The organism is Sphingomonas sp. (assembly GCF_019746665.1).
Taxonomy (GTDB): Bacteria; Pseudomonadota; Alphaproteobacteria; order Sphingomonadales; family Sphingomonadaceae; genus Sphingomonas.
The window spans coordinates 1-26,130 of record NZ_JAIERS010000028.1; the positions used below are offsets into that span (position 1 = coordinate 1).

General features: G+C 68.1%; 20 protein-coding genes, 2 tRNA genes and 1 pseudogene. 11 read left to right on the forward strand and 12 right to left on the reverse strand.

Annotated elements, in window-relative coordinates:
- The first annotated feature begins 372 nt into the window (after window positions 1-372).
- The 4 genes and pseudogenes from K2X73_RS15155 to K2X73_RS15170 all read left to right on the forward strand — a co-directional run.
- A complete protein-coding gene (locus K2X73_RS15155; RefSeq protein WP_294112185.1) occupies window positions 373-699 on the forward strand; it encodes a type II toxin-antitoxin system PrlF family antitoxin in 327 nt (108 codons plus the stop codon).
- A gap of 2 nt (window positions 700-701) precedes the next feature.
- Complete coding sequence (locus K2X73_RS15160) at window positions 702-1,190, forward strand: type II toxin-antitoxin system YhaV family toxin (protein ID WP_294112229.1); 489 nt, start codon at window positions 702-704, stop codon at window positions 1,188-1,190.
- 67 nt (window positions 1,191-1,257) lie between these two features.
- Window positions 1,258-1,506, forward strand: coding sequence for a hypothetical protein (locus K2X73_RS15165; protein WP_294112187.1), 249 nt, complete (start codon window positions 1,258-1,260; stop codon window positions 1,504-1,506).
- A gap of 18 nt (window positions 1,507-1,524) precedes the next feature.
- Window positions 1,525-2,601: pseudogene (locus tag K2X73_RS15170) on the forward strand (recombinase family protein); the annotation flags it as partial.
- A gap of 576 nt (window positions 2,602-3,177) precedes the next feature.
- On the opposite strand, the gene K2X73_RS15175 reads toward K2X73_RS15170, so the two are convergent.
- Both K2X73_RS15175 and K2X73_RS15180 read right to left on the reverse strand, forming a co-directional pair.
- Window positions 3,178-3,254: transfer RNA gene (locus K2X73_RS15175), tRNA-Arg, on the reverse strand.
- Between the two features lie 281 nt (window positions 3,255-3,535).
- Window positions 3,536-4,609, reverse strand: coding sequence for a DNA topoisomerase IB (locus K2X73_RS15180; protein WP_294112230.1), 1,074 nt, complete (start codon window positions 4,607-4,609; stop codon window positions 3,536-3,538).
- Between the two features lie 75 nt (window positions 4,610-4,684).
- Between K2X73_RS15180 and K2X73_RS15185 the strand changes: the two genes are divergently transcribed.
- Window positions 4,685-5,233 carry a type 1 glutamine amidotransferase domain-containing protein gene (locus K2X73_RS15185; protein WP_294112188.1) on the forward strand — a complete coding sequence of 183 codons (549 nt, stop codon included), beginning with the start codon at window positions 4,685-4,687 and terminating at the stop codon, window positions 5,231-5,233.
- 276 nt (window positions 5,234-5,509) lie between these two features.
- Window positions 5,510-5,932, forward strand: coding sequence for a VOC family protein (locus tag K2X73_RS15190; protein WP_294112189.1), 423 nt, complete (start codon window positions 5,510-5,512; stop codon window positions 5,930-5,932).
- Window positions 5,933-5,941: 9 nt separating this feature from the next.
- Here K2X73_RS15190 and K2X73_RS15195 read toward each other — a convergent pair whose 3' ends face one another.
- The 7 genes from K2X73_RS15195 to K2X73_RS15225 form a co-directional block, all read right to left on the reverse strand.
- Window positions 5,942-6,430: a winged helix-turn-helix transcriptional regulator gene (locus tag K2X73_RS15195; RefSeq protein ID WP_294112190.1), complete on the reverse strand. Its 489-nt coding sequence runs from the start codon at window positions 6,428-6,430 to the stop codon at window positions 5,942-5,944.
- 106 nt (window positions 6,431-6,536) lie between these two features.
- The gene (locus K2X73_RS15200) at window positions 6,537-7,862 is read right to left on the reverse strand and encodes a sorbosone dehydrogenase family protein (protein WP_294112191.1); all 1,326 of its coding nucleotides are present in this window, start codon (window positions 7,860-7,862) and stop codon (window positions 6,537-6,539) included.
- A gap of 457 nt (window positions 7,863-8,319) precedes the next feature.
- Window positions 8,320-8,988 carry a methyltransferase domain-containing protein gene (locus K2X73_RS15205; protein WP_294112231.1) on the reverse strand — a complete coding sequence of 223 codons (669 nt, stop codon included), beginning with the start codon at window positions 8,986-8,988 and terminating at the stop codon, window positions 8,320-8,322.
- Between the two features lie 244 nt (window positions 8,989-9,232).
- Window positions 9,233-10,360 (reverse strand): peptide chain release factor 2, encoded by a 1,128-nt coding sequence (gene prfB / locus K2X73_RS15210; RefSeq protein WP_294112192.1) that lies wholly within the window; start codon window positions 10,358-10,360, stop codon window positions 9,233-9,235.
- A 61-nt stretch (window positions 10,361-10,421) separates the two neighbouring features.
- Window positions 10,422-12,947, reverse strand: a complete 2,526-nt coding sequence (locus K2X73_RS15215; RefSeq protein WP_294112193.1) for a transglycosylase domain-containing protein — start codon at window positions 12,945-12,947, stop codon at window positions 10,422-10,424.
- A 338-nt stretch (window positions 12,948-13,285) separates the two neighbouring features.
- Window positions 13,286-14,494 carry an N-acetylmuramoyl-L-alanine amidase gene (locus K2X73_RS15220; protein WP_294112194.1) on the reverse strand — a complete coding sequence of 403 codons (1,209 nt, stop codon included), beginning with the start codon at window positions 14,492-14,494 and terminating at the stop codon, window positions 13,286-13,288.
- A gap of 271 nt (window positions 14,495-14,765) precedes the next feature.
- Window positions 14,766-15,029 carry a hypothetical protein gene (locus K2X73_RS15225; protein ID WP_294112196.1) on the reverse strand — a complete coding sequence of 88 codons (264 nt, stop codon included), beginning with the start codon at window positions 15,027-15,029 and terminating at the stop codon, window positions 14,766-14,768.
- Between K2X73_RS15225 and K2X73_RS15230 the strand changes: the two genes are divergently transcribed.
- Window positions 15,022-17,688 carry a ribonuclease E/G gene (locus K2X73_RS15230; RefSeq protein ID WP_294112198.1) on the forward strand — a complete coding sequence of 889 codons (2,667 nt, stop codon included), beginning with the start codon at window positions 15,022-15,024 and terminating at the stop codon, window positions 17,686-17,688. The genes K2X73_RS15225 and K2X73_RS15230 overlap by 8 nt on opposite strands.
- 307 nt (window positions 17,689-17,995) lie before the next feature.
- A complete protein-coding gene (locus K2X73_RS15235) occupies window positions 17,996-19,531 on the forward strand; it encodes an aminoacyl--tRNA ligase-related protein (protein ID WP_294112200.1) in 1,536 nt (511 codons plus the stop codon).
- 206 nt (window positions 19,532-19,737) lie between these two features.
- Here K2X73_RS15235 and K2X73_RS15240 read toward each other — a convergent pair whose 3' ends face one another.
- The 3 genes from K2X73_RS15240 to K2X73_RS15250 form a co-directional block, all read right to left on the reverse strand.
- Window positions 19,738-20,655: a cell wall hydrolase gene (locus K2X73_RS15240; RefSeq protein ID WP_294112233.1), complete on the reverse strand. Its 918-nt coding sequence runs from the start codon at window positions 20,653-20,655 to the stop codon at window positions 19,738-19,740.
- Between the two features lie 197 nt (window positions 20,656-20,852).
- A complete protein-coding gene (locus K2X73_RS15245) occupies window positions 20,853-23,006 on the reverse strand; it encodes a penicillin acylase family protein (RefSeq protein WP_294112202.1) in 2,154 nt (717 codons plus the stop codon).
- Between the two features lie 135 nt (window positions 23,007-23,141).
- A tRNA-Cys gene (locus tag K2X73_RS15250) sits at window positions 23,142-23,215 on the reverse strand.
- A gap of 148 nt (window positions 23,216-23,363) precedes the next feature.
- Here K2X73_RS15250 and K2X73_RS15255 point away from each other — a divergent pair.
- Genes K2X73_RS15255 through K2X73_RS15265 form a run of 3 tightly spaced genes read left to right on the forward strand, consistent with a single transcriptional unit; the run spans window position 23,364 to window position 26,077 of the window.
- Window positions 23,364-24,026: a methyltransferase domain-containing protein gene (locus tag K2X73_RS15255; RefSeq protein ID WP_294112204.1), complete on the forward strand. Its 663-nt coding sequence runs from the start codon at window positions 23,364-23,366 to the stop codon at window positions 24,024-24,026.
- A 48-nt stretch (window positions 24,027-24,074) separates the two neighbouring features.
- Complete coding sequence (locus tag K2X73_RS15260; RefSeq protein WP_294112206.1) at window positions 24,075-25,577, forward strand: TolC family outer membrane protein; 1,503 nt, start codon at window positions 24,075-24,077, stop codon at window positions 25,575-25,577.
- Between the two features lie 38 nt (window positions 25,578-25,615).
- On the forward strand, window positions 25,616-26,077 hold the full coding sequence (locus tag K2X73_RS15265; RefSeq protein WP_294112208.1) for a DUF2497 domain-containing protein: 462 nt from the start codon (window positions 25,616-25,618) through the stop codon (window positions 26,075-26,077).
- Window positions 26,078-26,130 lie beyond the last annotated feature (53 nt).

A 26,130-nucleotide genomic window follows, 5' to 3' on the forward strand; every position in this document is an offset into this window, starting at 1 on the left:
CACCTCCGACCGGCAATGGCGGCGGAGACGACAATGCACTAACTATATACCCGGACCACCCGGTGGGGGCTGCTCAACCTTTGTCTCATTGTCAGTGAGAATCATCCCGCCCCCGTCCTCCCCGCGACTCGCAGCAGTTGTAATAGTGAAGCCCCGCACGCGACACTGCCGGAAGTAGACAGGCTTCGCCATATGTTCTGCCGACCTTGAGCAAATCCAACGACGCTCAACCAAGTTCAACTAAGCAGCTTGTTCTTCTATTCGACCTACTTCCCCGGGATGGGCTTTCCGGAGGATGTGACGCAGGCTGTAGAGTCCACCTTGACAAGGTAATGCATTTTCCTTACATTTTGCGGATAGAGGAGATGAACCATGCCTGCGCTGCTCGAAGAAATCAGCACCATCACCGCCAAGGGCCAGACGACGATTCCGAAGGCGGTTCGCCAGGCGCTCGGCGTCGATTACGGCGGCAAGATCGCTTTTCGCCTCGATGAGCATGGGGTGTCGGTGCATCGCGCCGATGCCGAGCATGACGATCCGGCGACCGACAGCTTTCTGACGTTTCTGGCCGAGGACATCAAACGCCGGCCCGAGGCGCTGACCGGGCTGTCTCCCGCGCTCGCCGAACGCATTGCGGCGCTGACCGAGGGCGTTGAGGTCAAACTCGATGCGCCGATCGACGGCGATGTCGATCTCTGATGATGGTCGTCAATGGGTGGCAGCTCATTGCCCACCCTCTGTTTCTCGATCAATTCGAGAAGCTGGGGGCGGCTGTCGCGCGCCTGCGGGAGAAAGACCCGCGCGGCTGGCGCAAGTCAGCCAATGCAAAGCTGCTAGCTACGCTGCGTCAGCTCGTATTCGAGACCATTCCCCAAGACCCCACGCGCCCGGACTATCGGCAGGGCGGCACGTTGGGCGACGACCGCAAGCACTGGTTCCGAGCGAAGTTCGGCGGCGGCCGGTTCCGGCTGTTCTTCCGCTACAGCACCAGCGCCAAGGTTATCGTGTTCGCCTGGGTGAACGACGAGAACACGCTGCGCACCTATGGATCGAAGTCGGACACCTATGCGGTGTTTCGCAAGATGCTCGACAAGGGCAATCCGCCCGACGATTGGGCGGCGTTGTTGGCGGCGGCGAGCGAGTCGGAAACACGGGAGCGTCTGGCGGCGGCTTCGCCAGAGCCGCCATGAACCGTTATCTGCGCTACGCCCGGCCGAACCATTTGCATCCGGTGCAGCCGGGCATCAGCGTCGGCGCATGGCCCTGTCTTGCAAACGTCGTCGCCGCGCGCCGCGCGGCTGGTCGGACGGTCTCGACGACCTGCACGACTATATGCAGGCGCCCGCGAAGCGCGCGCCGTCCCGCAAACGCGCCATCAAAGATAGCGGGCCGATCACGGTCACGGACGATTGGCCCGAGCGGATTCCGATCGGCGACGCCGAGTTGCGCGTCATCGAAGGCCATTTGCGCAAGGAACTGGACGACCTGTTCGGACCCTTGCCGTGAACTAAGGAGGATAACGCCATGACCGACGCCGCCCGTCGCGTTGCGGATAGCTCGCCAGTCGTGGCGATAGCCCGCGCCGCACTTTACCTGCGCGTATCGACCGGGCGTCAGGCCGATAGTGACCTGTCCATCCCTGACCAACGCCGCCAGATTGAAGGCTATTGCCTGTCGCGCGCCTGGGAAGTGGCCGCGGAGTTCGTAGAGCCGGGCAACACCGCGACTGACGATCGCCGACCGGCGTTTCAGGCGATGATCGACGCGGCGATGCAGAAGCCGCCGCCGTTCAACGTGATCCTCGTTCACAGCTTCTCACGCTTTTTCCGCGATCAGTTCCAGTTCGAGTTCTACGTCCGCAAGCTGGCGAAGAACGGCGTCCGGCTGATCTCGATCACGCAGGATTTGGGCGACGATCCGATGAGCGTGATGATGCGCCAGATCATGACGTTATTCGACGAATACCAGTCGAAGGAGAACGGCAAGCACACGCTGCGGTCGATGAAGGAGAATGCCCGGCAAGGCTTCTGGAATGGCGCGCGGCCGCCGATCGGCTATCGGATCGTCGAGGCCGGGCAGCGTGGCGCGAAGATCAAGAAGAAACTGGAGATCGACCCGATCCAGGCCGAGACGGTGCGGCGCATCTACCGGATGGCGCTGAACGGCGTCGAAGACAACGGGCCGATGGGCCTCAAAGCCATCGCGACCTGGCTCAACGAAAACAACATCCGCACCCGCGATGGCGGGCGCTGGGGGCTTGGCGCGGTGCATCAAGTGCTCACCCGAACGACCTATATCGGCCAGCACAAGTTCAACTATCGGGACTATCGCACGAAGGCGCCCAAGCCCGAGAGCGAGCACGCCATCATGGAAGTGCCTGCCATTGTGACGGAGGTCGAGTTCGAGGCCGTGCAGCGGTCATTGAAGGCGCGTAGCCCGAAGATGATGCCACCGATGGCGGTGGGCGGCCCCACGCTGCTCACGGGCATCTGCTTCTGCGCCTGCTGCGGCGGAGCGATGACGCTGCGCACCGGCACCAGCAGCGTCGGCCGCGAGTATCGCTATTACACTTGTTCCACGAAGGCGCGGCAGGGCGCGAAGGGTTGCCCCGGCATCACGGTTCCGATGGATCGGCTCAATGAAGCCGTCGTCGGACATCTGGAGTGGCGACTGCTCGATCCAAAGCGGCTTGAGGATTTGATGGATCAGATCCTCGAACGCCGCGACGAATGGGTGGATCAGCGGCGGCTCCATATCGCCGATCTGGAACGTCGTGCGACCGAGGCCGAAGCCCGGCTCAAGCGCCTCTATGACGCGATCGAGAATGGCGTGATCGACGTGAACGATTCGTCGCTCAAGGATCGGATCGCCGAACTGACGGCGACCCGCGATCAAGCCAGGGGCGATGCCGAGCGGGCGGTGGCGCATATCGAGAAGATCGGCCCTGCGATCACGCCAGAGAGCTTGCGCGCCTTTGCAATGGCGGCGCGCAAGAAGTTGCGGCAGCGCGATGGCTCATTCGCCCGCGATCATGTCCGGGCGGTCGCGCAGCGCGTCGAAGTGGTCAGCAAGACGGAGGTTCGGATTCGCGGCCTGCGCAGCGAGCTGCTCCGAACCCTAACCGCCGCCTCTGGCGTAGAGGCGGCGGTGCTAGGCGTTCGTGCCTTTGAACCGAAATGGCGCGCCCGACACGATTCGAACGTGTGGCCTCCACCTTCGGAGGGTGGCGCTCTATCCAGCTGAGCTACGGGCGCATCGATATTCAGATAGTGTCCGAGATCGAACAGGGTCAATCCCGAATCCAACAATCGAAGCGGCTCAAACCAAGCGGGGCTGAATCCCGCCGTTTGCTGCCGTTCGTACTCCCGAACCTCCTTTCAGTTTGCTTCCGTGGTGCTTCCGCGACCTCGAACGCGATTTTGATGCTTCCTTCGAGTTTTTCCAATCGCTTGGTTTCACTCGATTTTTACGACACCCTCGTTCAGCAGAAAGAGCTTGCGTTTGCCTTCGGAGGGCAGCGCTCTATCCAGCTGAGCTACGGGTGCGTGGGCGACGCAGTTAGCAAAGCGGGGCGGGGGGCGCCAGTCCCTTTCGCCGCCACCGCCGGGGCACAGCCAAGCGCGGGCTCGAGCGATTCCATGAAGGCGATGAAGCCCCGTTCGTAGCGACCGAGCCAGCGCGTCGCGCGCGGCAGGCGCAGGCCGGCGCGGAACTCGGCCTGGCCCGATTTCGCCAGATCGAGCAGCGCCGGGTGGACATAGGATTTGCGCGCGATCGCCGGGGTATTGCCCAGCGCCTCGGCCACCGGGACCAGCAGCTGCTTGAGCGTGAGCGGCGCCTCGGCCTCGGCCAGCGCCTGGAAGGCGAGCACGCTCGCGCCCCAGGTGCGGAAATGCTTGGCGGTGAAATCCTCGCCCATCGCCCGGCGGATATAGGCGTTGACGTCGCCCGAGGTGACCGGATGCGCCACGCCGGCCGCGTCCACCCAGCGAAACAGATGCTGCCCCGGCAGATCCTGGCAGCGGCGCACGAAGCGGGCGAGGCTGCGATCGGTGATCGTCAGCTGCTTGAGCTTGCCCGACTTCGCCTTGAATTCCAGCTTCAGCCGCGCGGTGCCGATTTGCGCATGGCGGCGGCGCAGCGTGGTCGCGCCGAAACTCTGGTTCGCCTTGGCATAATCCTCGTTCCCCACGCGGATATGGCCGAGGTCGAGCAGCCGGATCACCGCCGCGACCGCGCGATCGAGCGACAGGTCGCGCCGCGCGAGATCGGCGGCGACCTGCTTGCGCAGGCGCGGCAGCCGGTGGCCGAACAGCGGGCAGCGGCTATATTTCAGCGCCTCCTGCGCGGCGCGGAAATCGGGGTGATAGCGATATTGCTTGCGGCCGCGCTCGTCCCAGCCGACCGCTTGGATATGGCCTTCCGCGCGCGGGCAGAACCAGGCGTCCCGATAGGCGGGCGGCAGGCCGATGCGGTTCAGGCGCTCGATCGTGTCGCGATCGGTGATCCGCCCGCGATCCGGGGTGAAATAGGCCCAGGCGCGGCCGGCCTTGCGTCGGGTGATGCCGGGTTCGCTGTCGTCGGAATAAGTGAGCACATCGGCGGCAATGCGCCGTGCCGCCACGCGGTTCCGGAACGCGCCCGCGCCCGCGTCGTTTTGGGGGCATCACCAGGAGAAACCGACATGGCCGATATCACCCAGGCACGCGTGCTGATCATGGCGACCGACGGGTTCGAGCAATCCGAACTGTTCCGCCCGCGCGAGGCGCTGATGGACGCGGGCGTGACCGTGACGCTCGCTTCGCCCGGCAGCGATCCGATCCAGGGGATGCAGCACGACACGCCCGGCCAGACTATCACCCCCGATGCGACGATCGAGCAGGTCGACGCGCAGGATTATGATCTGCTGCTGCTCCCCGGCGGGGTCGCCAACCCGGATACGCTGCGGATGCGGCCCGAGGCGGTGGCGCTCGTTCAGGCGTTCGCCAGCGCGGGCAAGCCGATCGCCGCGATCTGCCACGCGCCGTGGCTGCTGATCGAGGCGGGGCTGGTCGACGGTAAGCGGATGACGAGCTGGCCCTCGCTGCGCACCGATCTCGCCAATGCCGGCGCCGAGGTGGTCGACGAGGAGGTCGTGATCGACGGCCAGTTCATCACCAGCCGGATGCCCGACGATATTCCGGCGTTCAGCGAGGCGGTGCTCGACCGGCTGCGGGGCGGGCAGGGGGCCTAGAGCGGCCGGGTTAGGCCGGGTGCGCTCCCTATGAAACGCTTCCTGTTGATCCCACCTTCGCCGGTTTCTGTTCCCACCTTCCCCGGCGGAGGCCGGGGTCCAGTAGTGCCCTGTGGCTAGGGAAGCGCGACACATCAAGCATTGCTCGGCTGGACCCCGGCCTTCGCCGGGGAAGGTGAGGACAGCACCAGTGTTTCGCAAACAGGGCCCCCCAATCGTCCTCGCCCCGTTTCCGGCGGCTTTTCCCGGCGGGGTCCGGGATGCTAGGCAAGCGCCATGAGCCTGCGCCCGTTCCACCTCGCCTTTCCGGTCCACGATCTCGCCGCCGCGCGCGCCTTTTACGGGGGCGTGCTCGGCTGCCGCGAGGGGCGATCCGCCGCTGAGTGGGTCGATTTCGATCTGTTCGGCCACCAGATCGTGGCGCATCTCGACTCCGGCGCGCGGGCGGCCGAGCATCACAACGCGGTGGACGGGCATGACGTGCCGGTGCCGCATTTCGGCGTGGTGCTGACGATGGCGGAATGGCACGCGCTCGCCGGGCGGGTGAAGGCGGCGGGGGTGCCGTTCGGCATCGCGCCACATATCCGCTTCCAGGGGCAGCCGGGCGAGCAGGCGACGATGTTCTTCCGCGATCCGAGCGGCAACGCGCTGGAATTCAAGGCGTTCGCCGATGATGCGATGATCTTCGCGACCGAGTGAGCGACCGCGCTAGTCCGTCTTCACCTCGAGCACGCCCAGCCGGATCAATTGCGAGGCGGTGCGCGCGAATTCGGTGAGCATCGGTTCGAGCGTGCCGACCAGCCCGAATTTCTCGATCATCCCCGGCGGCGGGGTGACGCCACCGCGCGGGTCTTCGATCAGCAGCCCGCGCTCGATCAGCTTTTCGACATGGCGCCGCACCGTCTCGCGCGGCAGGCCGGTGGCCGAGGCGATCGCGTTGCGCGAGATCGGCACCACCCATTCGCGCGGCAGCACCTGGGTCGCGCTCAGATCGAGCGGCACGACGCGCTCACGCATCAGCTTCTGCACATTGGCGACCGCGACGGTGAGGCAGATTTGCAGCTCGACCGGGCTGAACTGCAGGCCCCCGGCGCTATAGGCCTGGTGCGTCGTGAGGAACAGGTTGCTGAGCGCGAACGATACCACACGCCAATTCTGCGCGGCACGCTCGGCATTGGTCGCCACCAGACAGGTCATGACATTCCTGTAACAAACCTCGCGGCCTTTTAATATACTCATTATGGGCCACGCGATATTACGTGAAGATACGGCATGATCCACGCCGGACACGGCGCGCGACGGGTCAGCGCGCGGCCACGCGCCAGACGGTGTCGCCGACATCGTCCGCGACCAGCAGGCCGCCCGCGCGATCGATGCTCACCCCCACGGGACGCCCCCGCGCCTGGCCTTCGGCGTCGAGGAAGCCGGTCAGCACGTCGACGGGCCGCGCGCCGGCCTGCGGAAAGCCGTTCGGGCCGAACGGCACGTACACCACCTTGTAGCCAGACACCGGCTGCCGGTTCCACGAGCCGTGCTGGCCGACCAGCGCGCCGTTCGCGAAGCGCGCGCCGAGCTTCGCCCCCTGGCTGAAGGCGAGCCCGAGCGAGGCGGTATGCGGCCCCAGCGCATAATCGGGCCGCTTGCTATATTGCTGCAGATCGGGGCGCTGGGGCTGGACGCGCTTGTCCACATAGCCGCCCCAATAAGTGTAGGGCCAGCCGAAGAAGTCGCCCAGTTCGACCGCGCTCATATAATCGGGCGCGAGATCGGAGCCGAGCATGTCGCGCTCGTTCACCGTCACCCACAGCCGCCCGCTCCGCGGCTCGAAGGCGAGGCCCTGCGGGTTGCGCAGCCCGCCGGCATAGACGCGGAAAGTCTTGGCGCGCGGATCGACCTCCAGCAGGCAGGCGCGGTTACGTTCGGCGTCGAGCCCGTTCTCGGCGATGTTGCTCGCCGAACCGACCGCGACATAAAGCGTGCCCGCCCTGGGGTCCGCCAGCACGGTCCGCGCCCAGTGATTGCCGCCGCCGGGATAGCGCACCACGACTTCGGGCGTCGCGGTGATCCGCGTCTCGCCCGGGGTAAACGGCACGCGCACCAGCGCATCGGTGTTGGCGATGTAGAGCGTATTGCCCACCAGCGCCATGCCCTGGGGCGAGTTGAGCCCCGCGATCAGCACGGTGCGCGTCTCGGCGATGCCGTCGCCATTCGCGTCGCGCAACAGGGTGATGCGGTTGGGCGAGGGGACGGCGGCGCCGGCGCGCTTGAACAGATAGCTCATCACCAGCCCGGTCACCCCGCCCACGTTGCGCGGCGGCGAGTTGCTTTCGGCGACGAGCACGTCGCCATTGGCGAGCGGCAGCAGCCAGCGCGGGTGCGTGAGGCCGCGCGCGAAGGCCTGAACCTTCAGCCCCGGTGCCGGCGTCGGCATCGCGCCCGCCGGCCAGCCGACCGCCTGCGCGACGCCGATCGTCGGCCAGGTTTCGGGGCGCGGCGTTGTGATCTGCGGCCGCGTGCCCGAGACATCGGCGACCGATAGCCGTGCCTGATCCGGCCGGGTGAACCAATAGCCAAAGGCCAGCAGCGCGAGGAGGAAGATCGAGGAGGCGAGCAGGACGTGGCGACGCATGGCGCATGATTACCCCCCAAGGCGCGGCCGGGCAAAGCCAAATCGAGTGGCACGCCCGGTGGAAGTGGGGACCCCGACGCTGCTGGTCCTTCCGGGTGGCGCGGGATTTTTGGTTCACGCGGAGGCGCGGAGACGCGGAGAAGAAGAGGTTGTTTTCGCGCGGAGGCGCAGAGGACGCAAAGCAACGCATCGAGAGATGAAGCGTCGCCCCAGCGAAAGCTGGGGCATTCATCCAGTAGCGCCGAACAGTTGCATGAGGTCCTAGCATTAGCTGGGCCGACACCCATGAACTCGACGCTGTCCCTTTGCGTCTTCTGCGCCTCGGCGCGGACCCAAGCTCTCTTGTGCTCCGCGCCTCCGCGCCTCCGCGTGAACCAAAAAAAGCGCGCTATCGGGAACGCCGGACCCGACCGGGAAAGCCCGTGCTTCCAAACTGACAAATGACTCCGTGGCCGCCCTACCCCAGCCGGCAGGGCTTGATCGCCCCCGGCTCGGGCCGCGTGCCCGCCGGGCGGAACGCCGCCAGATAACCGCCGGCCGACGGCATGTTATCGGTGAAGGCGAGCTCATAGCCCACCGCGCGGAACTCGCAGGTCAGCAGCGCGGGCGGGGTGCCGTGACGTTCGGTGGGGCGGTTGGCATCGACCACGATCACCAGCCCGCCGGGCTTGAGCGAGGGCCGCATCCGCCAGAGGAACTCATAAGGCTGGGCGATCTCATGATACATATGCACCATGAACACCCGGTCGAAGCTCGCGTCGGGAAGCTTCGGATCGGCGGGCGCGCCCAATCGCACGCTCACGCTCTGCAACCGCTCGCGCGCGACGCGTTCGGCGAGCGTGTCGCGCACCGCCGGAAAGATGTCCTCCGCCAGCACCCGCCCGCGCGGGCCGACACGCTGGGCGAGGCGGATCGTGTAATAGCCCTCGCCCGCGCCGATATCGGCGACGGTCATCCCCGGCGCGATGCCGGCCTTGTCCATCACCGTTTCCGCCTCGCGCAGCCGGTCACGCTCCTCCTCGTTCGACCAGCGCGACGAGACGATCCGCGACACCGGGCGATCGGGCGCCGGAAATGGTCCTGGCGCGCGCTGCAACGCCGCGCCGGGATCGCACCCCGCCAGCAGCGCGAGCGCGGCGATCGAGGCGCGGGGCGGACCAAATCGCTTAAAGCTCCTCCCCTGCAAGGGGAGGTGGCGCGCCGAAGGCGTGACGGAGGGGTGTTCCCGGCAGATAGAGGGCGTCACCCCTCCACCATTCGCTGCGCGAATGGTCCCCAGTTTTGGGTCGGATCGTCCCCCGGACGATCCTTGACCGTGCGGGGCACGGTCAACCCAAAACTCCTTGCAGGGGAGGAGCTGGAGCGCCGCCCTAGTCCACATCCTCGACCACCACCTTCTCGCCGGTCACCCGCTGGCTGAGCGCGGCCGCCATGAACGGATCGAGCGCGCCGTCGAGCACGTCGCTCGGCGCGGTGGAGGTGACGCCGGTGCGCAGATCCTTCACCAGCTGATAGGGCTGGAGCACATAGGAACGGATCTGGTGGCCCCAGCCGATATCGGTCTTGGTGGCGTTCACCGCGTTCGCCTCTTCCTCGCGCTTGCGCAGTTCATGCTCGTAAAGCCGCGCGCGCAGCTGGTTATACGCCTCGGCGCGGTTCTTGTGCTGGCTGCGCTGGTTCTGGCAGGCGACGACGATCCCGGTGGGCAAGTGGGTGATCCGCACCGCCGAGTCGGTGGTGTTGATGTGCTGCCCGCCTGCGCCCGAAGCGCGATAGGTGTCGATCCTGAGCTCGCTGTCGTTGATCTCGATGTCGATCGAATCGTCGATCACCGGATAGACCCATACGCTCGCGAAGCTCGTCTGGCGCCGGGCGTTCGAATCGAACGGGCTGATACGGACCAGGCGGTGGACGCCGCTTTCGGTCTTGGCATAGCCGTAAGCGTTGTCGCCCTTCAGTAGCAACGTCGCCGATTTGATGCCGGCCTGTTCGCCGGCGTGATAATCGATCAGCTCCACCTTATAGCCGTGGCGTTCGGCCCAGCGGGTGTACATGCGCTGGAGCATTTCCGCCCAATCGTTGGACTCGGTGCCGCCCGCGCCGGCGTTGATCTCCAGATAGGTGTCGTTGCCATCGGCCTCGCCCGAGAGCAGCGCCTTCACCTTGTCGCCTTCCGCCCGTTCGGCGAGCGCGGCGAGATTGGCGGTGCCTTCCTCGGCGAGCGCCTCGTCCCCTTCCGCCTCGGCGAGTTCGATCAGTTCGGCGGTGTCGTTCAGTTCCTGCTCGATCGCGCGGGTGGCGCTGATCGCCTCGTCGAGCCGGCGGCGTTCGCGCATCACTTCCTGCGCGGCCTTGGCGTCGTTCCACAAAGTCGGATCCTCGACGCGCGCGTTGAGTTCGTCGAGCCGGCGCAGCGCGCGGTCCCAATCGAGGAAGCGGCGGAGCAGCGCGAGCGATTCGGCGATTCGGTCGGCATGGGCTTGCGCTTCGGCGCGCATGAACTTCAAAACCTTTCAACGGTCGCGCGGACGAGGAGAAGCCGCGCGGATGGGGCAGGGGCTAGTAGATTCCGCCCTCTCTTTGCAAGAAATCGCTGTCGCGGGCGCGGTCCTGGGCGCGGGCGGCGCGCTGTTGCGCCTCGATCGCGCGGGCGCGTTCCTCGGGCGTGGGCGGCGCGGCGCGGGCCATCGCGCGGCGGGCCTCGCTTTCGGGCTTGAACACTTCCCAGATCACCGCCGCCTTGGGATCGGTGCCCGGCCACGCGCCGAACACCGGCTTGCCCGAGGCGCGATCGATCCGCACCAGCCGGGCACCGGCGGGGGCGCGGAACGGCACCGCCGGCAGATCGGCGAAGGCCTTTTGCGCGAACGCCTTGTAGATCGGCGCGGCGAGCGTCCCCCCTTGCGCATAGCCGCCCAGGCTGCGCGGCTGGTCATAGCCGATATAGAGCCCGCCGATGATCTGCGGGGTGCCGCCGATGAACCACACATCGGTGGGGCCGCTCGAGGTGCCGGTCTTGCCCATCATCGGGCGGTTCAGGTCGCGCAGCACCGTCGCGGTGCCGCGCTGGATCACGCCTTCGGTGATGTGAACCATCTGATAGGCGGTGACGGGATCGATCACCTGGCGCTGGCGGACCACCGGGCGCGGCATCGGCTTGCCGTTCCAATCGGGCGCGTTGCAGCGATCGCAGGCGCGCCAATTCTCCGGCCAGATCACCTTGCCGTGGCGATCCTGGACGAAATCGATCAGCGTCGAGGGGTGGCCACGGCCTTGATTGGCCAGGATCGAGAAGGCGTTGACCATGCGCTGCACGGTCGTCTCGCCGGCGCCCAAAGCGATCGAGAGATAGGCGGGATATTTGCCGATCCCCATCCGGTCGATCACGCTCACCACCTTGTCCATGCCGATGGTGCTCGCCGCGCGCACCGTCATCAGGTTGCGCGATTGCTCGATGCCCCAGCGCATCGTGTGCGGGCCGGAGCCCTGGCTGCCGCCGAAATTGCGGAAGCATTTATTGCCCAGCCGCGCGCCCTGATAGACGCAGAACGGCCCATCGACGATGATCGAGGCGGGCGTCATCCCGTTTTCGAGCGCGGCCGAATAGACGATCGGCTTGATGGTGGAGCCCGGCTGGCGCAGCGCCTGGGTCGCGCGGTTGAAGCTGTCGATCCGCGAATCGAAGCCGCCCTGCATCGCCAGCACGCGGCCGGTCTGCGGTTCCTCGACGATGAACCCGCCCGAGATGCGCGGCACGGAGCGCAGCGCGAAATTCTCGCCCTCGGGGGCGACCGCGATGATGTCGCCGGGCTTCAGCTGCGCGAACGCCGTGCCGCCTTGCCCGCGCGGCGGCATCTGCGCCGCCCAGCGCGGCAGGGTGCCGGTCTTGCCGTCGGCGAAGCCCAGTTCGGCGGCGTCGCCGCTCACCGAAATGACGATCCCGGCGCGCCAATCGGCGTAATCGAGCGCGATATTCTGGTTGAGCAGCGCCTGCAGCCAGTTGTCGCCGCTGATCTCGACCGACTTCAGCGGCCCCGACCAGCCGCGCCCGCGATCATAGCGCAGCAGCCCTTCGCGCAGCGCATCCTGCGCATATTGCTGGAGCTGCGGATTATAGGAGGTGCGCACCCACAGCCCGCCCGAATAGACGCTGAAGGGGCCGTCGCGCTCGCTTTCGCCGAACTTGTCGATCAGCTGGCGGCGCACTTCCTCGACGAAATAGCCGCCGACCCGTTCGAACTTGGGGGTCTGCCGCCGCACCGCGCCGATCGGCTCGCCGAGCGCGGCATCATATTGCGCCTGGCTGATGAAGCGGTTCTTCAGCATCTCGCGCAGCACATAGCCGCGGCGATCGAGCGCGCGCGCGGTGTTGCGGAACGGATCGAACAGCGCCGGCCCCTTGGGCAGGATCGCGAGATAGGCGAGCTGGCCCAGCGTCAGCTCGTTCAGTTCCTTGTCGAAATAGGCGTGGCTCGCCGCCGCCACCCCGAAGGCGTTGCGGCCGAGCGGAATCTGGTTGAGGTACAGCTCCAGGATTTGCTTCTTGGTCAGCGCATCCTCGATCCGGTACGCGAGGATCGCCTCGCGGATTTTGCGCGTCGGTGAATATTCGTTGCCGATCAGCAGGTTCTTGGCGACCTGCTGCGTGATGGTCGACCCGCCCTTGGCGCGCCGCCCGCTGCCGAGCTTGCTCACATAATCGAACACCGCCCCCAGGGTGCCCGGGTAATCGACGCCGTGGTGCTCGAAAAAGGTCTTGTCCTCGGCGGCCAGGAAAGCGCGGATCAGGAGCGGCGGGAACTCGTCATAAGCCAGCTCGACGCGGCGCTCGCGCGCGTAGCTGTGGATCGGGGTGCCGTCGATCGAGCGGACATTGGTGGGGAGCGGCGGCTCATAGGTGCGCAACTTGTCCACCGAGGGCAGATCGCGCGCGAACAGCAGCCACATCAGCGCATAGCCGATCGCGGCGAGCACGCCCAGCACGACAAGCAGCTTCACCCACCACCGCCGCCACAACCGCGCGACGAAATCACGCGCGCCGGGTTCGCGGTGCAGGCGGAAATTCACGGTATCCGCATCAGCCATAAGCGCTGCGTCTAGGGGAAAAAGCGCGGAGGTGCCAGCTTGGGGGCGCGCGCTTTGTCGCAAGGGTGTTCGTCCACGATCAGCGTCGCCCGCGTGGCTTCCATGCCTTTTGGTTCACGCGGAGGCGCGGAGGCGCGGAGAGGGTGCGTGGCACGGGCATTTTGTCGCCCTGCGCCGAAGGCGCTTTTTGCCGGTCCAGAAATGGCGCCGCGCGCCGTTTGTCCCGACCCTACTCCGCGCCTTCGCGCCTCCGCGTGAACCAAAAAAACCGATGAGCCTGGAACTGCTTGTAGCGGGAGACCCCGGTCGTCGCTGGGGCGACGTGCTTGACGACGGGTCTACCGCGCCGCCAGCCGGCGGGCGAAGTGGATGTCCACCGCGCGCCGCACGCTCTCGGCGATCGCCGCCTGCCCGCGTGGCGAGCCGATGAAATTGGCGTCCTGCGGGTTCGAGATATAGCCCGTCTCGAACAGGATCGAGGGCATGTCGGGCGCCTTCAGCACCATCAGCGAGGCCATGCGGTGGAAATTGGGCTTCACCGGCATCAGCGGCTTGGCCTCGCGCCCCAGCAGCCGGGCGAAGGCGGCGGACTGGTTCATCGTCTCGCGCTGCGTCAGGTCGATCAGCAGCGAGGAGATGTCGGCCTCGGTGCTGGCGAGGTTCACGCCCTGGATGATGTCGGCCTTGTTCTCGCGCGCCGCCAGCCGGGCCGCTTCCTTGTCGGAGGCGACCTCGGACAGGGTATAGACCGTCGCCCCGCTCGCCTGCCCCGCGCCGACGCTGTCGCAGTGGATCGAGATGAACAGGTCGGCCTTCAGCCGCCGGGCGATCCCGAACCGATCTTGCAGCACGATGAAGCGATCATCCTCGCGGGTGAGCGCCACGCGCACGCGGCCCGAGGCGAGCAGCTCGTCGCGGATCGCCTTGGCGATGGCGAGCGTCACGTCCTTTTCGCGCAGGCCGGTTTCGGCGCCGATCGCGCCGGGATCGACCCCGCCATGCCCGGCGTCGATCACCACCAGCGGGCGGCTGTCGTCATCGCCATAGACGCGCGGCAGCGGTCCGGGCGCGCGCCGGGCGGCGGGCACCGGCAGGGTGACGGCATAGCTCGCGCGCACCGCGCCGCCGGCGTAGCTGAACGGCGGCAGGAAGCGCACCCGGCCATCGGCGGCGGCGCGCGCGAAGGCGGCGTCGTCCACCGTCCGCAGCGCGAGCGTCAGGGTGCGGCCGTCGGCGTCGAAAATGCCCTCGGTCACGATCGCCGGCTGAGCGAGATCGAGCACGATCCGGGTGCCACCGCTGTTCCGCGCTTGGCGGATGCGCGCGACCGGGCCGTCGCCCGCGGCGAGCGCCGCGCCGGGCTCGGCGCCGCTCACGTCGATCGCGATGCGTCGCGGCCCCGCCAGCATCAAGGCCGAGGCGGCGGCGACGCGCGCATCGAAGCGCAGCGTGACGTGATCGGGCGCGACATCGACGGCTTCGACGCTCGCCGCCCAACCGGGCGCGCCGCCCAGGATCAACGCGACAAGAGCCAGAAGCAACGACACAAGTCGCTTCTGCCGCGCCGGCTGCCCGCCGGTCCAGCGAAAAGGCATGAAGGGGGTGCTCCCCGGCTGTAACTTCCCTGCACCGCCACCGCTAACGCCAGCGGCCATAAATCGTCGCTAATCGACGGGGTTAACACCGCGTTCGGCATCTTCTTGCCGCTTTTTCGGCAAAGCGATGCCGGTTGCATCCGCCGGGTAATGAGTGCTACGCCCTTGCCCAGTGGGTGTTACAGGCTTGCTTGGGCACCCGTCATCCTCGCGCGCGCCGTCCTCAACGGCGCATCGGCGCGGGCAATACCAGGTTGATGCTCGCATGAAGGCCTTTTCCCGCACCACCGACCGCCCGGCGCTTGCCGGCGGCGCTTGTGGCGCGGGTCCGGCGCGGATGCGCCTTGCGGCCGAGCGAGCGCCAGTTCGTCCCATCCCCTTTGCGCCGGTCCGCGGTGAGCCTGTCACGGGTCCGCGCCGGCTGCATCACAATCGTGCGCCGTGGCCGCCTGTCGGCCGGCGCGCTCGGAGAAACATTGATGACCACCAAGATGCTGATCGACGCTCGGCACCGGGAAGAAACCCGCGTTGCCGTCGTCAAGGGAACCCGGATCGAGGAATTTGATTTCGAATCGGCCGAGCGCAAGCAGCTCAAGGGCAATATCTACCTCGCCAAGGTAACCCGCGTCGAACCCTCGCTGCAGGCGGCGTTCGTCGATTATGGCGGCAACCGCCACGGCTTCCTGGCGTTCAGCGAAATCCACCCCGATTACTATCAGATCCCCAAGGAAGATCGCGACGCGCTGCTGCGCGAGGAGGCCGAGCACGCCGCCGAGGAAGCGGCCCTGCGCGACAGCGACGACGATGATCTCGACGCCGACGAGGCCGAGGATGGCGGCGACGACGATCACCGCGACGACGAAACCGGCGAGGAAGAGGGCGGCCGTCGCCCGCGCAAGCGCGGCAATGGCGGCTCCGACGACGCGGTGGAGGCGCTGCGCCAGCGCCGCATGAACCTGCGCCGCCGCTACAAGATTCAGGACGTGATCCGCCGCCGCCAGATCCTGCTGGTGCAGGTGGTGAAGGAAGAGCGCGGCAACAAGGGCGCGGCGCTGACCACCTATTTGTCGCTCGCCGGGCGCTACTGCGTGCTGATGCCCAACACCGCGCATGGCGGCGGGATCAGCCGCAAGATTTCGAACGCCGCCGATCGCAAGCGGCTGAAGTCGATCATGTCGGACCTGAAGCTGCCGCCGTCGATGGGCTGCATCGTCCGCACCGCCGGGCTCCAGCGCACCAAGACCGAGATCAAGCGCGACTTCGATTATCTCGCCCGGCTGTGGGACGAGATTCGCGAGAAGACGCTGTCCTCCTCGGCGCCCGCGCTGGTCTATGGCGACAGCGACCTGATCAAGCGCGCGATCCGCGACATCTACAACCGCGAGATCGACGAGGTGATCGTGGAGGGCGGCGAGGGCTTCCGCCACGCCAAGGATTTCATGAAGCTGCTGATGCCCAGCCACGCGCGGCGGGTGAAGCATTATGCCGATCCGGTGCCGCTGTTCCAGCGCCACCATGTCGAGGATCAGCTGGCGGCGATGTATCACCCGGTCGTCCAGCTGAAATCGGGCGGCTATCTGGTGATCAACCCCACCGAGGCGCTGGTCTCGATCGACATCAACTCCGGCCGCGCCACGCGCGAGCATAACATCGAGCAGACCGCGACCCAGACCAACCTGGAGGCCGCCGAGGAAATCGCCCGCCAGCTACGCCTGCGCGACATGGCCGGGCTGGTGGTGATCGACTTCATCGACATGGACAATTCGTCCAACGTGCGAAAAGTCGAAAAGGCGATGAAGGAGGCGCTGAAGAACGATCGCGCCCGCATCCAGGTCGGCCGCATCTCGTCCTTTGGCCTCATGGAGATGAGCCGCCAGCGGCTGCGCACCGGCGTGCTCGAAGCCTCCACCCGCCAGTGCCCGCATTGCGAGGGCACGGGCCTCGTGCGCACCGCCTCGTCGGCGGGGCTCTCGGCGCTGCGGTTGCTGGAGGATGAAGCGGCGCGCGGGCGCGGATCGCAGTTGCTGCTGCGCGCCAGCCAGGAAGCCGCCTTCTACCTGCTCAACCGCAAGCGCGCCGAACTCGCCGAGATCGAGGAACGCTATGGCGTGACGATCGAGGTCGCCCCCGATGGCGAGCGCGAGGGCGCGCGCATGTCGGTCGAGGCGTCCGGGCCGCCGCCGGTCCACGCGCCGCGCCTGGAGCCGATGCTGATCGAGGCCGATGACGACGAGCCCGAGATCGAGGCGTTCGAGGACGAGGACGAAGAGGAAGAAGCGATCGAGCGCGAGCCGCGCGAGGCGCGCGACGCCGAACGCGGTGATCGCGACGGCAGCCGCCGCAAGCGCCGCCGCCGGCGCGGCCGGCGCGGTCGCCGGGGCGACGAGGGTGAAGCCGGCGCCAGCGACGAGAGCGGCGCCGACGAAGGCGACGCCGAGGATGCCGGCGCCGAGGCCGACGAGGACGCCGAGCCCGCGACCGTGCAGGCGGGCGCCGAGCAGGGTGATGACGGCGGCCGCCGGGCGCGGCGCCGGCGCAATCGTCGCCGTCGCGGCCGGGGCGGTGGCGAAGGCCCGTCGAATGAGCAGGCCGGCACCGCCGACGCGCTCGATGCCGAGAGCGATGCCGATGCCGATGGCGACACGTCCGAGCAGCGCTCCGCACCGGCGCCGGCCACCGCCGATGCCGCGCCGGTCGCGCCCGCATTGACGGACGACGTCGCCGCCGGGGACGCGCCAAAGCCCAAGCGCACTCGTCGCAGGAAGGCGGCGCCCGAGGCACCCGAGGCGGTTGAAGCGCCGGTCGAGGTGGCCGAGGAAACGCCCGCCGAGGCGAAACCCAAGCGGACGCGCCGCAAGAAGGTCGATGCCGAGGCGGAAGCCGCGCCCGAAGCCGCGCCCGTGCCCGAGCCCGTCGCGGCGAGCGAAGCGCCGGCCAAGCCCAAGCGCCCGCGCCGCAAGAAGGCCGACGCCGGCGTCGAGACCGCGCCCGAGCCGGTCGCCGCCGATATCGCGGTGGCCGAGGCGCCCGCCGTCGCCAGCGAGGCCGAGGCGGAGCCGGAAGGCGCCGCCGCCGGTGCCAATGACGATGGCGGCACGCCGCCGCAGCCGCGTCGCGGCTGGTGGCAGCGTACCTTCGGCGGCTGAGCCGCTGCTGATCCCGATCGAGACCCCCCGGTGGCGCCGCGCCGCCGGGGGTTTTCGTTTCGCTGCCTCGCCGCTTCCTGAGGCTCCACCCTCAAGCAGCGCCGTCACCCCGGCCTAGAGCCGGGGTCTCGCTTTTCTTCGAGCGGCGCCAAGGCAGTGGTTCCCCGGCTCGGTGGCCGGGGTGATGGTGTCGCCTGGGATGGCCGGTGGTCGGCTTCGGGAACGCGCCAGTGCGCCCATCCACTCCGCCAGTTCCCCCCGCGTAACAGGGCTTGAGCTTCCGCACCGGCCCCGCCAAACAGCGGCGATGATCAAGCACGCCCTTCCCGTCACCCGCGACGGTGATTTCGCCCAGTGGTATCAAACCGTGATCGCCGAGGCCGATCTCGCCGAGGAATCGGGGGTGCGCGGCTGCATGGTGATCCGCCCCTGGGGCTATGGCATCTGGGAGCGGCTGCAGCGGCTGCTCGACGATCGCATCAAGGCGACGGGGCACGAGAATTGCTATTTCCCGCTGTTCATTCCGCTGGGCAACTTCGAGCGCGAGGCCGAGCATGTCGAAGGCTTCGCCAAGGAGATGGCGGTCGTCACCCACCACCGCCTGATCGCCGATGGCAAGGGCGGGCTGATGCCCGATCCCGAGGCGAAGCTGGAGGAGCCGCTGGTCGTGCGCCCCACCTCCGAAACCGTGATCGGCACCGCCTTCGCCCGCTGGGTGCAGAGCTGGCGCGATCTGCCGATCCTGATCAACCAATGGGCCAATGTCGTGCGCTGGGAGATGCGCACCCGCATGTTCCTGCGCACCGCCGAATTCCTGTGGCAGGAAGGCCATACCGCGCACGCGACCCCCGAGGAGGCGCGCGAGGAAACGCTGAAGATGCTGGAGGTGTATCGCAGCTTCGCCGAGGAGTGCGCCGCGCTGCCCGTGATCGCCGGCGAAAAGCCCGAGAATGAGCGCTTCCCCGGCGCCGTCGCCACCTATTCGATCGAGGCGATGATGCAGGACGGGAAGGCGCTGCAGGCCGGCACCAGCCATTTCCTCGGCACCAATTTCTCGGCCGCGCAAAATATCCGCTTCCAGAACAAGGAAGGCGCGTTCGAATTCGCGCAGACGACGAGCTGGGGCATGTCGACCCGGATGATCGGCGGGATCATCATGGTGCATGGCGATGATGACGGCCTGCGCGTGCCACCCCGCCTCGCGCCGTGGCAGGTGGTGATCGTGCCGATGCTGCGCGACGCGCCCGAGGATGCGGAGATCGTGGCCTATTGCAAGGCGCTCCAGGCCGAGCTCGCCGCGCTTTCGGCGTTCGGCGAGCCGGTGCGCTGCCTGCTCGATCTCAAGCCCGCCAAGGCCGCGACCAAGCGCTGGGGCTGGGTGAAGAAGGGCGCGCCGATCGTGATCGAGGTCGGCGGGCGTGATGTCGCGGGCGGCAATGTCAGCGTGATCCGCCGCGACCGGCTCTATCGCGAAGACGGCAAGCTCGACAGCGCGGTGGTGGCACGGGACGCGTTCGTCGCGGAAGCGGCGGCGCTGCTCGGCGAGGTGCAGGCGACTTTGTTCGCCGAGGCCAAGGCGCGGTTCGACGGCAATATCCGCCGCGACGTGACGCGCCTTCCCGAACTCGAAGCCTATTTCGCCGAGAGCGTCGCGAAGCCCGGCTGGCTGGAAGTGACTTGGGCGAAGCCGACCGGCGCCGCGCTCGACGCGGTGGTCGAAAAGCTCAAGAGCCTGAAGCTCACGCTGCGCAACGTGCCGCTGGATGCCGCGCCGGCGGCGGGCGACTGCATCTTCACCGGCGCGCCGGCGGTCGAGCGGGTGCTGGTCGGGCGGAGTTACTGAGCGGGCTAACCCCACCAGGAAACCACCGAGCACCTTGGAGCCCTCTACCCCGGCGAAGGCCGGGGGCCAGCATCGCGCCGGTGGACGGCTGCGTGCCAGCGTCGGACGTCCCCGCAACCGGGCCCCGGCCTTCGCCGGGGAAGGCGATGGGGCAAGGGGGTAGGCTTGTCGGAAGCAAAGGCGCGGGGCGCCGCTAAGAGCGCGCCCTATTTCAGCGGTTTGCCGCTGTCCTTCCATTTGTCGAGGATCTGGCTCTCGGGCAGCGACGGCGCGGCGGCGAGCGGGGTGCCGCTGTCGGCATAGGCCGGCTGGATCTGGCTCGGCGCGGTGACCGGCGCCAGGGTGGCGGCAGTCGTCGGGGCGGGCAGCGTCGTCGGGGTCGCGCTCGCCAGGGTGAGCCGCGCGTGCGGGCCGGGCACCGGCTCGCCGCCGCGATAGGGCTGGGTGAAGGCGGCGGGGGTGCCCCAGAAACCCTGCCAGCGGTGGAAGAAGTGCGCGCCGATCGCCGCCGTCATCACCATCTGCCGGTTCCACGCGGGGGTGACGGCGAAGGTATGGTAATGCGTCGCCTCGCCCACGCTCGGCTCGGTCAGCCCGCCGAGCATCGCGGCGGCGGTGCGCAGCGCGCGCGCCCAGCCGGTGCGCGAGGGCGCGCGCGCCATCGCGCCATCACAGGCGAAGCTGAACTGGCAGCCCGCGCGCTCGGACCCCTGATAGACCACGCCGCACACGGTGTTGGGGAAAGCGGGGTGGCGGACCCGGTTGAGCACCACCTGCGCCACCGCCCGCTGGCCGGCATCGGGCTCGCTCGCGGCCTCGTAGTAAATCGCGCTCGTCAGGCAATCGAGCGCGCGGCCGTAATCGAGTCCGCTCGCGCGCGCCATGCTGAACGGCTGGGCGGGGCGGATGCTGGTATCGACCGGCAACGCGGCTGCATAAGCGGGGATGGCAGGGAGCGGCGCGGTCCCGGTCGCGCCTGGCGCGGGCGCGGCGATGCCCGGGACGGGCGTGGGAATGCCCGGGGAAGGCTCGGCCGTGACATAAAGCAGCGCGGCGCCGGGGAAATGATCCTGCGCCTCATAGCCCTTGGGCGCCGCGCGTGCTTGCGCGGGCAGGTGATCCATGATCGCGCGAATCGCGGCCTGCCCCGAATAGCCAAGGCACGCGGCAAGGCAGAGCGCGGCACCACCCGCCCAGCGCATCCGCGCGCCTCTTGCCAAAATCCCGCTCACGCGCGCCCAATTAGCGCATAAACGCGGTGCTTTGACCCCCCGCTTTTGGCCTGTCCCACCCTGGCACGAAGCCGCGCGGCGGTAAGCTTTCAGCGCCCCGGATGGTAGCGGCGGGCGATATGGCCGACCAGGTCGCTCTCGTCGAAATAGACCGGGCGCAGCGCGCCGGCGGTGTAGCGCGCGGCCTGATCGTTAAAGTGCGGCGAGGCCGGATCGCCGCTTTCGCCGCCCGCCGTCACCGCCACCGCGCGGGGGCGCGGGCCGAACTGCACCACCGCGACGAAGCTGTTGCCGAGCACGCCGAAACGCTGCGCGCTTCCCGCCGGGCTCACCGTGCCGAAGCTCGCGAGCGATCCCCAGATCGCGGAGGTGAAGCCGACCGGCAGGCTCGGCGCCTTCGGGTCGAAGCCACCGGTCGCGCCGGGGCGCTGGAAGCGGTTGATCGTGCCCCAGGGCACCCGCCAGTCGCCATGCGCCGCCTTTAGTTTGGCGATGGCGGTCTCAAGCGCGGCGAGCTGCGTCGCCCCGGGCGCCGCCGCCAGCCGATCGAGATGGGTGAGGCTGAAGCTCTTGATGTCACTGTCGGCGGGCACCGCCGTCGCCAGCGCCTCGCCCCAATGCACCGCGAGCGTGGTCGCGGTCGAGGTGACGCCCCAGCGCCGGTCCCAGCCTTCGAGCAGGGCGATCGGCTCGGCGAGCGCGGCCCGGCGCGGGTCGTCCGCGGGCAGCGCGCGCCAGGCGGTGATCAGCGGCGGCAGCAGGCGATCGAAGGCGGGCAGCGCGCTGTCGAACGCGGCCGCGCGCAATGCCTCGATCGTCCAGTCGCGCTTGTCGCCGAGCAGCGACAGCGCATGGACCGCGCGCGCATTCTCGCCCGCCAGATCGAAATAGCGCGGATAGGCGCCCGCGTTCAGGCTGCCCGCGCCGGCGCCGGTCCAGGGGGCGTTGTTGGTGTTGACCACCCAGCCGCTCGCCGGGTCGACCAGCTGCGGCAGTTCGCCGAGCGCGTGCAGCCCGTGCCAGTCGGTCGCGGGATCGCTGCCATCGACCACCCCGCGATAATCGAAGCGATTGTCGCGCCGGGGCATGAATTGCGGCACGAGCAGTGCGATCTCGCCCTTGGCGGTCGCGATCACGGTGTTGTTGCTGCTGTTCGCGCGGCGCTCGGCGATGCGGATGAAGTCGGCGAGGTCGCTCGCCTTGGTGCGCAGGAAGCTCTGCTCGAGCGCGGCGATCGGCCGGTTCATCAGCGCGGCGGCGATCCACTTGCCGCCCTCGCGCGCGACCACGGGGCCGTGATGAGTGAAGTACCCCGTGAAGCGCCGCTCGACGAGGCCGGCGGGCGTCTTCACCTTTAGCGTGATCGCCCGCGTCCGCACCGGGCGTCGCTCGGCGCCATAGCGATAGCTGATCTGCCCGCGCTCGCGCACGATCGTCTCGGCGAACAGATCGACATTATCGACCCCGCTGGAGGTGTGCATCCACCCCATGCGTTCGTTGAAGCCCTGGTAGATGAAGAACTGCCCCCAGGTCGCCGCGCCATAGGCGTTGAGCCCGGCGTCGCTCGTCACCTGCTGCTCGGCGCGGAAATAGAAGCTGGTATGCGGGTTGATCAGCAGCAGCGCCTGGCCGTCCTTGGTCAGGCGCGGGGCGATGGCGATGCCGTTCGACCCCTTGGGCTCGGCCAGCGGCGGGGGGACGAAGGCGATCTGCTCGCCGGTGTAGAAGGCGCGCAGCGCGTCGAGCGGCACGCGCTCGATATCGCCGCCGATGCTCCCCTCGCTGAACGCCAGCGCCATCCACGGCTCGAAATGGCGGATCACGCGCGGGCGCACGTCCGGGTGGCGCGCGAGGTAGCAATTCAGGCCATCGGCCCAGGCCATCATCAGCCGCTGCAGCCAGGCGGGGCTGTCGGCATAGGCGCGGCGCAGCTCGGCTTCGTCGAGGAACAGGCGCTGGCGCAGATCCTGCCACAGCGCGCCTTCGCCCTCCGCCTCGGCGAGGCGCCCGAGCGCGACGAGATAATTGCGCTCGATCCGCGGGAAATCATCCTCGGCCTGGGCATAGATCATCGCGAACACCGCGTCGGCGTCGCTGCGGCCGTGGATGTGCGCGATGCCCCAATCGTCGCGGATGATGCTGCTCGCGGTTGCCGCCATCGCCCAGCGCTGCTGCTCGCTATCGCCGCTTTGCGCGGCGGCGGGGGCGGCGAGGAGCAGGGCGAGCGGGAGGGCGCGGATCATGGCGCCAGACCGTAACGCCGCGCGGGGCAAAGGAAAGGCCCGCCGCGAATCGCTGGCCCGACTCGCGCGGAAAAGAAGGTGCGAGCGCACAGCCGCTCCGGCCTAGTCGGCCGACGAGGTGTGTCTTTAACGAATTGGAGGCCCGAGCCGGAATCGAACCGGCGTACAAGGATTTGCAGTCCTCTGCGTCACCACTCCGCCATCGGGCCGGAGCGCGGCTCCATGCGGCGGCGGCGGCGGCGTGTCAACAGGCGGCGGCGTCGGACGGCGCTTGGCGCGCCCCGGCGCAATCGGTAGAAGCGCGCTCAGAATAATTGCTGTATTGCGTGTGTAAGACAGTTGTGCGAAGGGAGACCCATGGACATGATGCTTGACTCTGCCCGTTCCGCCTCGATGCGCCAGGCGATGGTGGCGAGCCAGTTGCGTCCCAACGCGGTGAACGACGCCGCGGTGGTCGATGTCATGGCCGCCCTGCCGCGCGAGCGTTTCCTGCCGGGCGCGCTCGCGGCGGTCGCCTATACCGATGCGCTGCTGCCGCTGGGCGAGGGGCGGGTGGCCAACGCGCCGATCGCTACCGGCCGCCTGCTCACCGAGGCGCGGGTGAAGCTGTCCGACCGTGTGCTGGTGGTGGGCGCGGCGGGCGGCTACGCGGCGGCGCTGCTCGCCAAGCTCGCGGCGCGCGTGACGGCGCTCGAAGTCTCGCCGACGCTCGCCGCCCTTGCGCGCGCTGCGCTGACGGATACCGGGGTGGCGGTGGTCGAAGGGCCGCTCGCCGGGGGCCATGCGGCGGGGGCGCCCTATGATCTGATTTTCGTCGATGGCGCGATCGAGCAGGTGCCGGCGGCGCTGATCGAGCAGCTGGAGATCGACGGTCGGCTCGTCGCGGGCGTGATCGATCGCGGTGTGTCGCGCCTCAGCGTTGGGCGGCGCACCGCCGGCGGCTTCGGGCTTGCCGATTTCGCCGACATCGAAGCCGCGCATCTGCCAGGCTTCGCGCCGCCGCCGGCGTTCAGCTTTTGATTAACTCCTGTGGTTAAAGAACTGGCGCACAGGTGAGAAGGGATTGAGATGCGGGGGAAAGTGAAACTGCTGCTGGCGGTCGCGCTCGTGCCGGGGCTGGCCGCGCCGGCAGCCGCCGAGTCGCTGCGCGAGGCGCTCGCCGCCGCCTATCGCACCAATCCGACGATTGAGGCGCAACGCGCCAATGTCCGCGCGCTCGACGAGAACGTGCCCATTCAACGCTCCAACGCACTGCCCAACGTCCAGTTGCAGAGCAATTACGCCGAGTTGCTGATCCAGTCGAACAACAGCTTCGTCGTGCCCACGCGCGTTTTTCAGTCGCAGGGGCAGGTCAACTACCCGGTCTATAGTGGCGGTAGCGTGAAGAACGGCGTCAAGGCGGCCGAGGAGCGCGTGCTCGCGGGCCGCGCGACACTGCGCAATACCGAGGCGAACGTGTTCACCAACGCGGTCGCCGCCTATATGGACGTGATCCGCGATTCGGCGATCGTCCAGCTCAACCAGCAGAATGTCAGGGTGCTGGAGGTAAACCTCCAGGCGTCGCGCGATCGTTTCCAGGTGGGCGACTTGACGCGCACCGATGTCGCCCAGTCCGAGGCGCGGCTGGCGCTCGCGCGCAGCCAGCTGCAGCAGGCCGAGGCGCGGCTGATTTCGAGCCGCGAAACCTATGTCCAGATCGTCGGCCATCCGGCGGGCGATCTCGAACCGCCGCCGCCGCTGCCGGGCCTGCCCGCCGGACCTGACCAGGCGGTGTCGGTGGCGCTCAGCGACAATCCGGCCTTGCTCGCCGCGCGCAAGACGGTGGACGCCAGCAAATATGATGTCCGCGTCGCCCGCGCCGGGCGGCTGCCAACCGTGTCGCTTTTCAACCAATCGGGCTATTTCAACTATTTCGGTTCGATCGGTTCGCCGCAAATCCCCAATGCCGGGTTCAACGTGCAGGCCGGCGTCGGCATCAACATCCCGATCTATCAGGGCGGCCAGCCCGCCGCGCGTATCCGCCAAGCACAGGCGCGCCAGGGCGTCGCGCAGGAGCAGCTGACCGAGAGCGAGCGCGCCGTGGTGCAGCAGGCGCGCTCGGCCTATGCCGTCTATCGCTCCTCGCTCGAGGTGATCGAATCGGCCCGCGCCGCGCAGGAGGCGAACAAGCTCTCGCTCGAAGGCGTGCGCGCCGAGAACAGCGTGGGCAACCGCACGGTGATCGAGGTGCTGAACGCCGAGCAGGAACTGCTCAACTCGCAAGTCACGCTCGTCACCGCGCAGCGCGATGCCTATGTCGCCGGCTTCGCGGTGCTCGCGGCGATGGGCCATGCCGAGGCCAAGGATCTGGGGTTGGAGGGTGGCCCGCTCTACGATCCCGAAATCCATTATCGCAAGGTCCGCAACCGCTTCCTGGATTGGGGCGAGGGGCTGCCGAGCCCCAAGCCTGTCGCGACCAGCACCGCCAATACCCCGGCACAGACCAGCGACGTCGTAAAACCCCTAGATCCCGCGTTCATGAACCCAATTGACTCGGGGTCGGGCAATACGTCAGGAACGAAGCCTCAATAGGGATCGATTAGGGGCGATCGATTGTGCGAGGCATGCGCATGGCGGATTTGAGCGCGGAACCGTCGATGGAGGACATTCTTTCCTCGATCAAGCGGATCATTTCCGAAGAGGGGGATGCCCCGCGCAAGCGCGCGCCCGCCGCCAAAGCACCGGTGCGGGACGAGGTGCTCGAACTCAACGAGGCGCTTGCCGAAGCGCCCGAGGTCGAGGACATTGCGCCGATGCCGATCACCTCGCGCCCGGCGCCGCGCGCCGCCACCACCGCCGCCCCCGCGCCGACGCCGATCGCCTCGCCGCAAACCGCCGCCGCGACGCGCGGCGCGCTCGACAATCTGGCACGGCTGATGGTGAAGCCCGAGCCGGACAGCGACGGCACGCTCGAAGGCTTGGTGCGCGAATTGCTCCGACCGATGCTGCGCGAATGGCTCGACGCGCATCTGCCCGAAATCGTCGAGGCGATGGTCGCGCGCGAGATCGAACGGATCACCGCGACCCGCTGAACTTTCTCGTCGTTCGGTCATTTCACCAACGATAACGGGAACTTGGCGCCACC

Coding starts and splice junctions, on each gene's coding strand:
- K2X73_RS15185 (WP_294112188.1), top strand. CDS start 4,685: ATGGCCGATATCACCCAGGCACGCGTGCTGATCATGGCGACCGACGGG.
- prfB (WP_294112192.1), bottom strand. CDS start 10,360: ATGCGCGCCGAAGCGCAAGCCCATGCCGACCGAATCGCCGAATCGCTC.
- K2X73_RS15200 (WP_294112191.1), bottom strand. CDS start 7,862: ATGCGTCGCCACGTCCTGCTCGCCTCCTCGATCTTCCTCCTCGCGCTG.
- K2X73_RS15240 (WP_294112233.1), bottom strand. CDS start 20,655: ATGGATCACCTGCCCGCGCAAGCACGCGCGGCGCCCAAGGGCTATGAG.
- K2X73_RS15260 (WP_294112206.1), top strand. CDS start 24,075: ATGCGGGGGAAAGTGAAACTGCTGCTGGCGGTCGCGCTCGTGCCGGGG.
- K2X73_RS15230 (WP_294112198.1), top strand. CDS start 15,022: ATGACCACCAAGATGCTGATCGACGCTCGGCACCGGGAAGAAACCCGC.
- K2X73_RS15160 (WP_294112229.1), top strand. CDS start 702: ATGGTCGTCAATGGGTGGCAGCTCATTGCCCACCCTCTGTTTCTCGAT.
- K2X73_RS15165 (WP_294112187.1), top strand. CDS start 1,258: ATGGCCCTGTCTTGCAAACGTCGTCGCCGCGCGCCGCGCGGCTGGTCG.
- K2X73_RS15190 (WP_294112189.1), top strand. CDS start 5,510: ATGAGCCTGCGCCCGTTCCACCTCGCCTTTCCGGTCCACGATCTCGCC.
- K2X73_RS15265 (WP_294112208.1), top strand. CDS start 25,616: ATGGCGGATTTGAGCGCGGAACCGTCGATGGAGGACATTCTTTCCTCG.
- K2X73_RS15235 (WP_294112200.1), top strand. CDS start 17,996: ATGATCAAGCACGCCCTTCCCGTCACCCGCGACGGTGATTTCGCCCAG.
- K2X73_RS15255 (WP_294112204.1), top strand. CDS start 23,364: ATGGACATGATGCTTGACTCTGCCCGTTCCGCCTCGATGCGCCAGGCG.
- K2X73_RS15245 (WP_294112202.1), bottom strand. CDS start 23,006: ATGATCCGCGCCCTCCCGCTCGCCCTGCTCCTCGCCGCCCCCGCCGCC.
- K2X73_RS15155 (WP_294112185.1), top strand. CDS start 373: ATGCCTGCGCTGCTCGAAGAAATCAGCACCATCACCGCCAAGGGCCAG.
- K2X73_RS15195 (WP_294112190.1), bottom strand. CDS start 6,430: ATGACCTGTCTGGTGGCGACCAATGCCGAGCGTGCCGCGCAGAATTGG.
- K2X73_RS15215 (WP_294112193.1), bottom strand. CDS start 12,947: ATGGCTGATGCGGATACCGTGAATTTCCGCCTGCACCGCGAACCCGGC.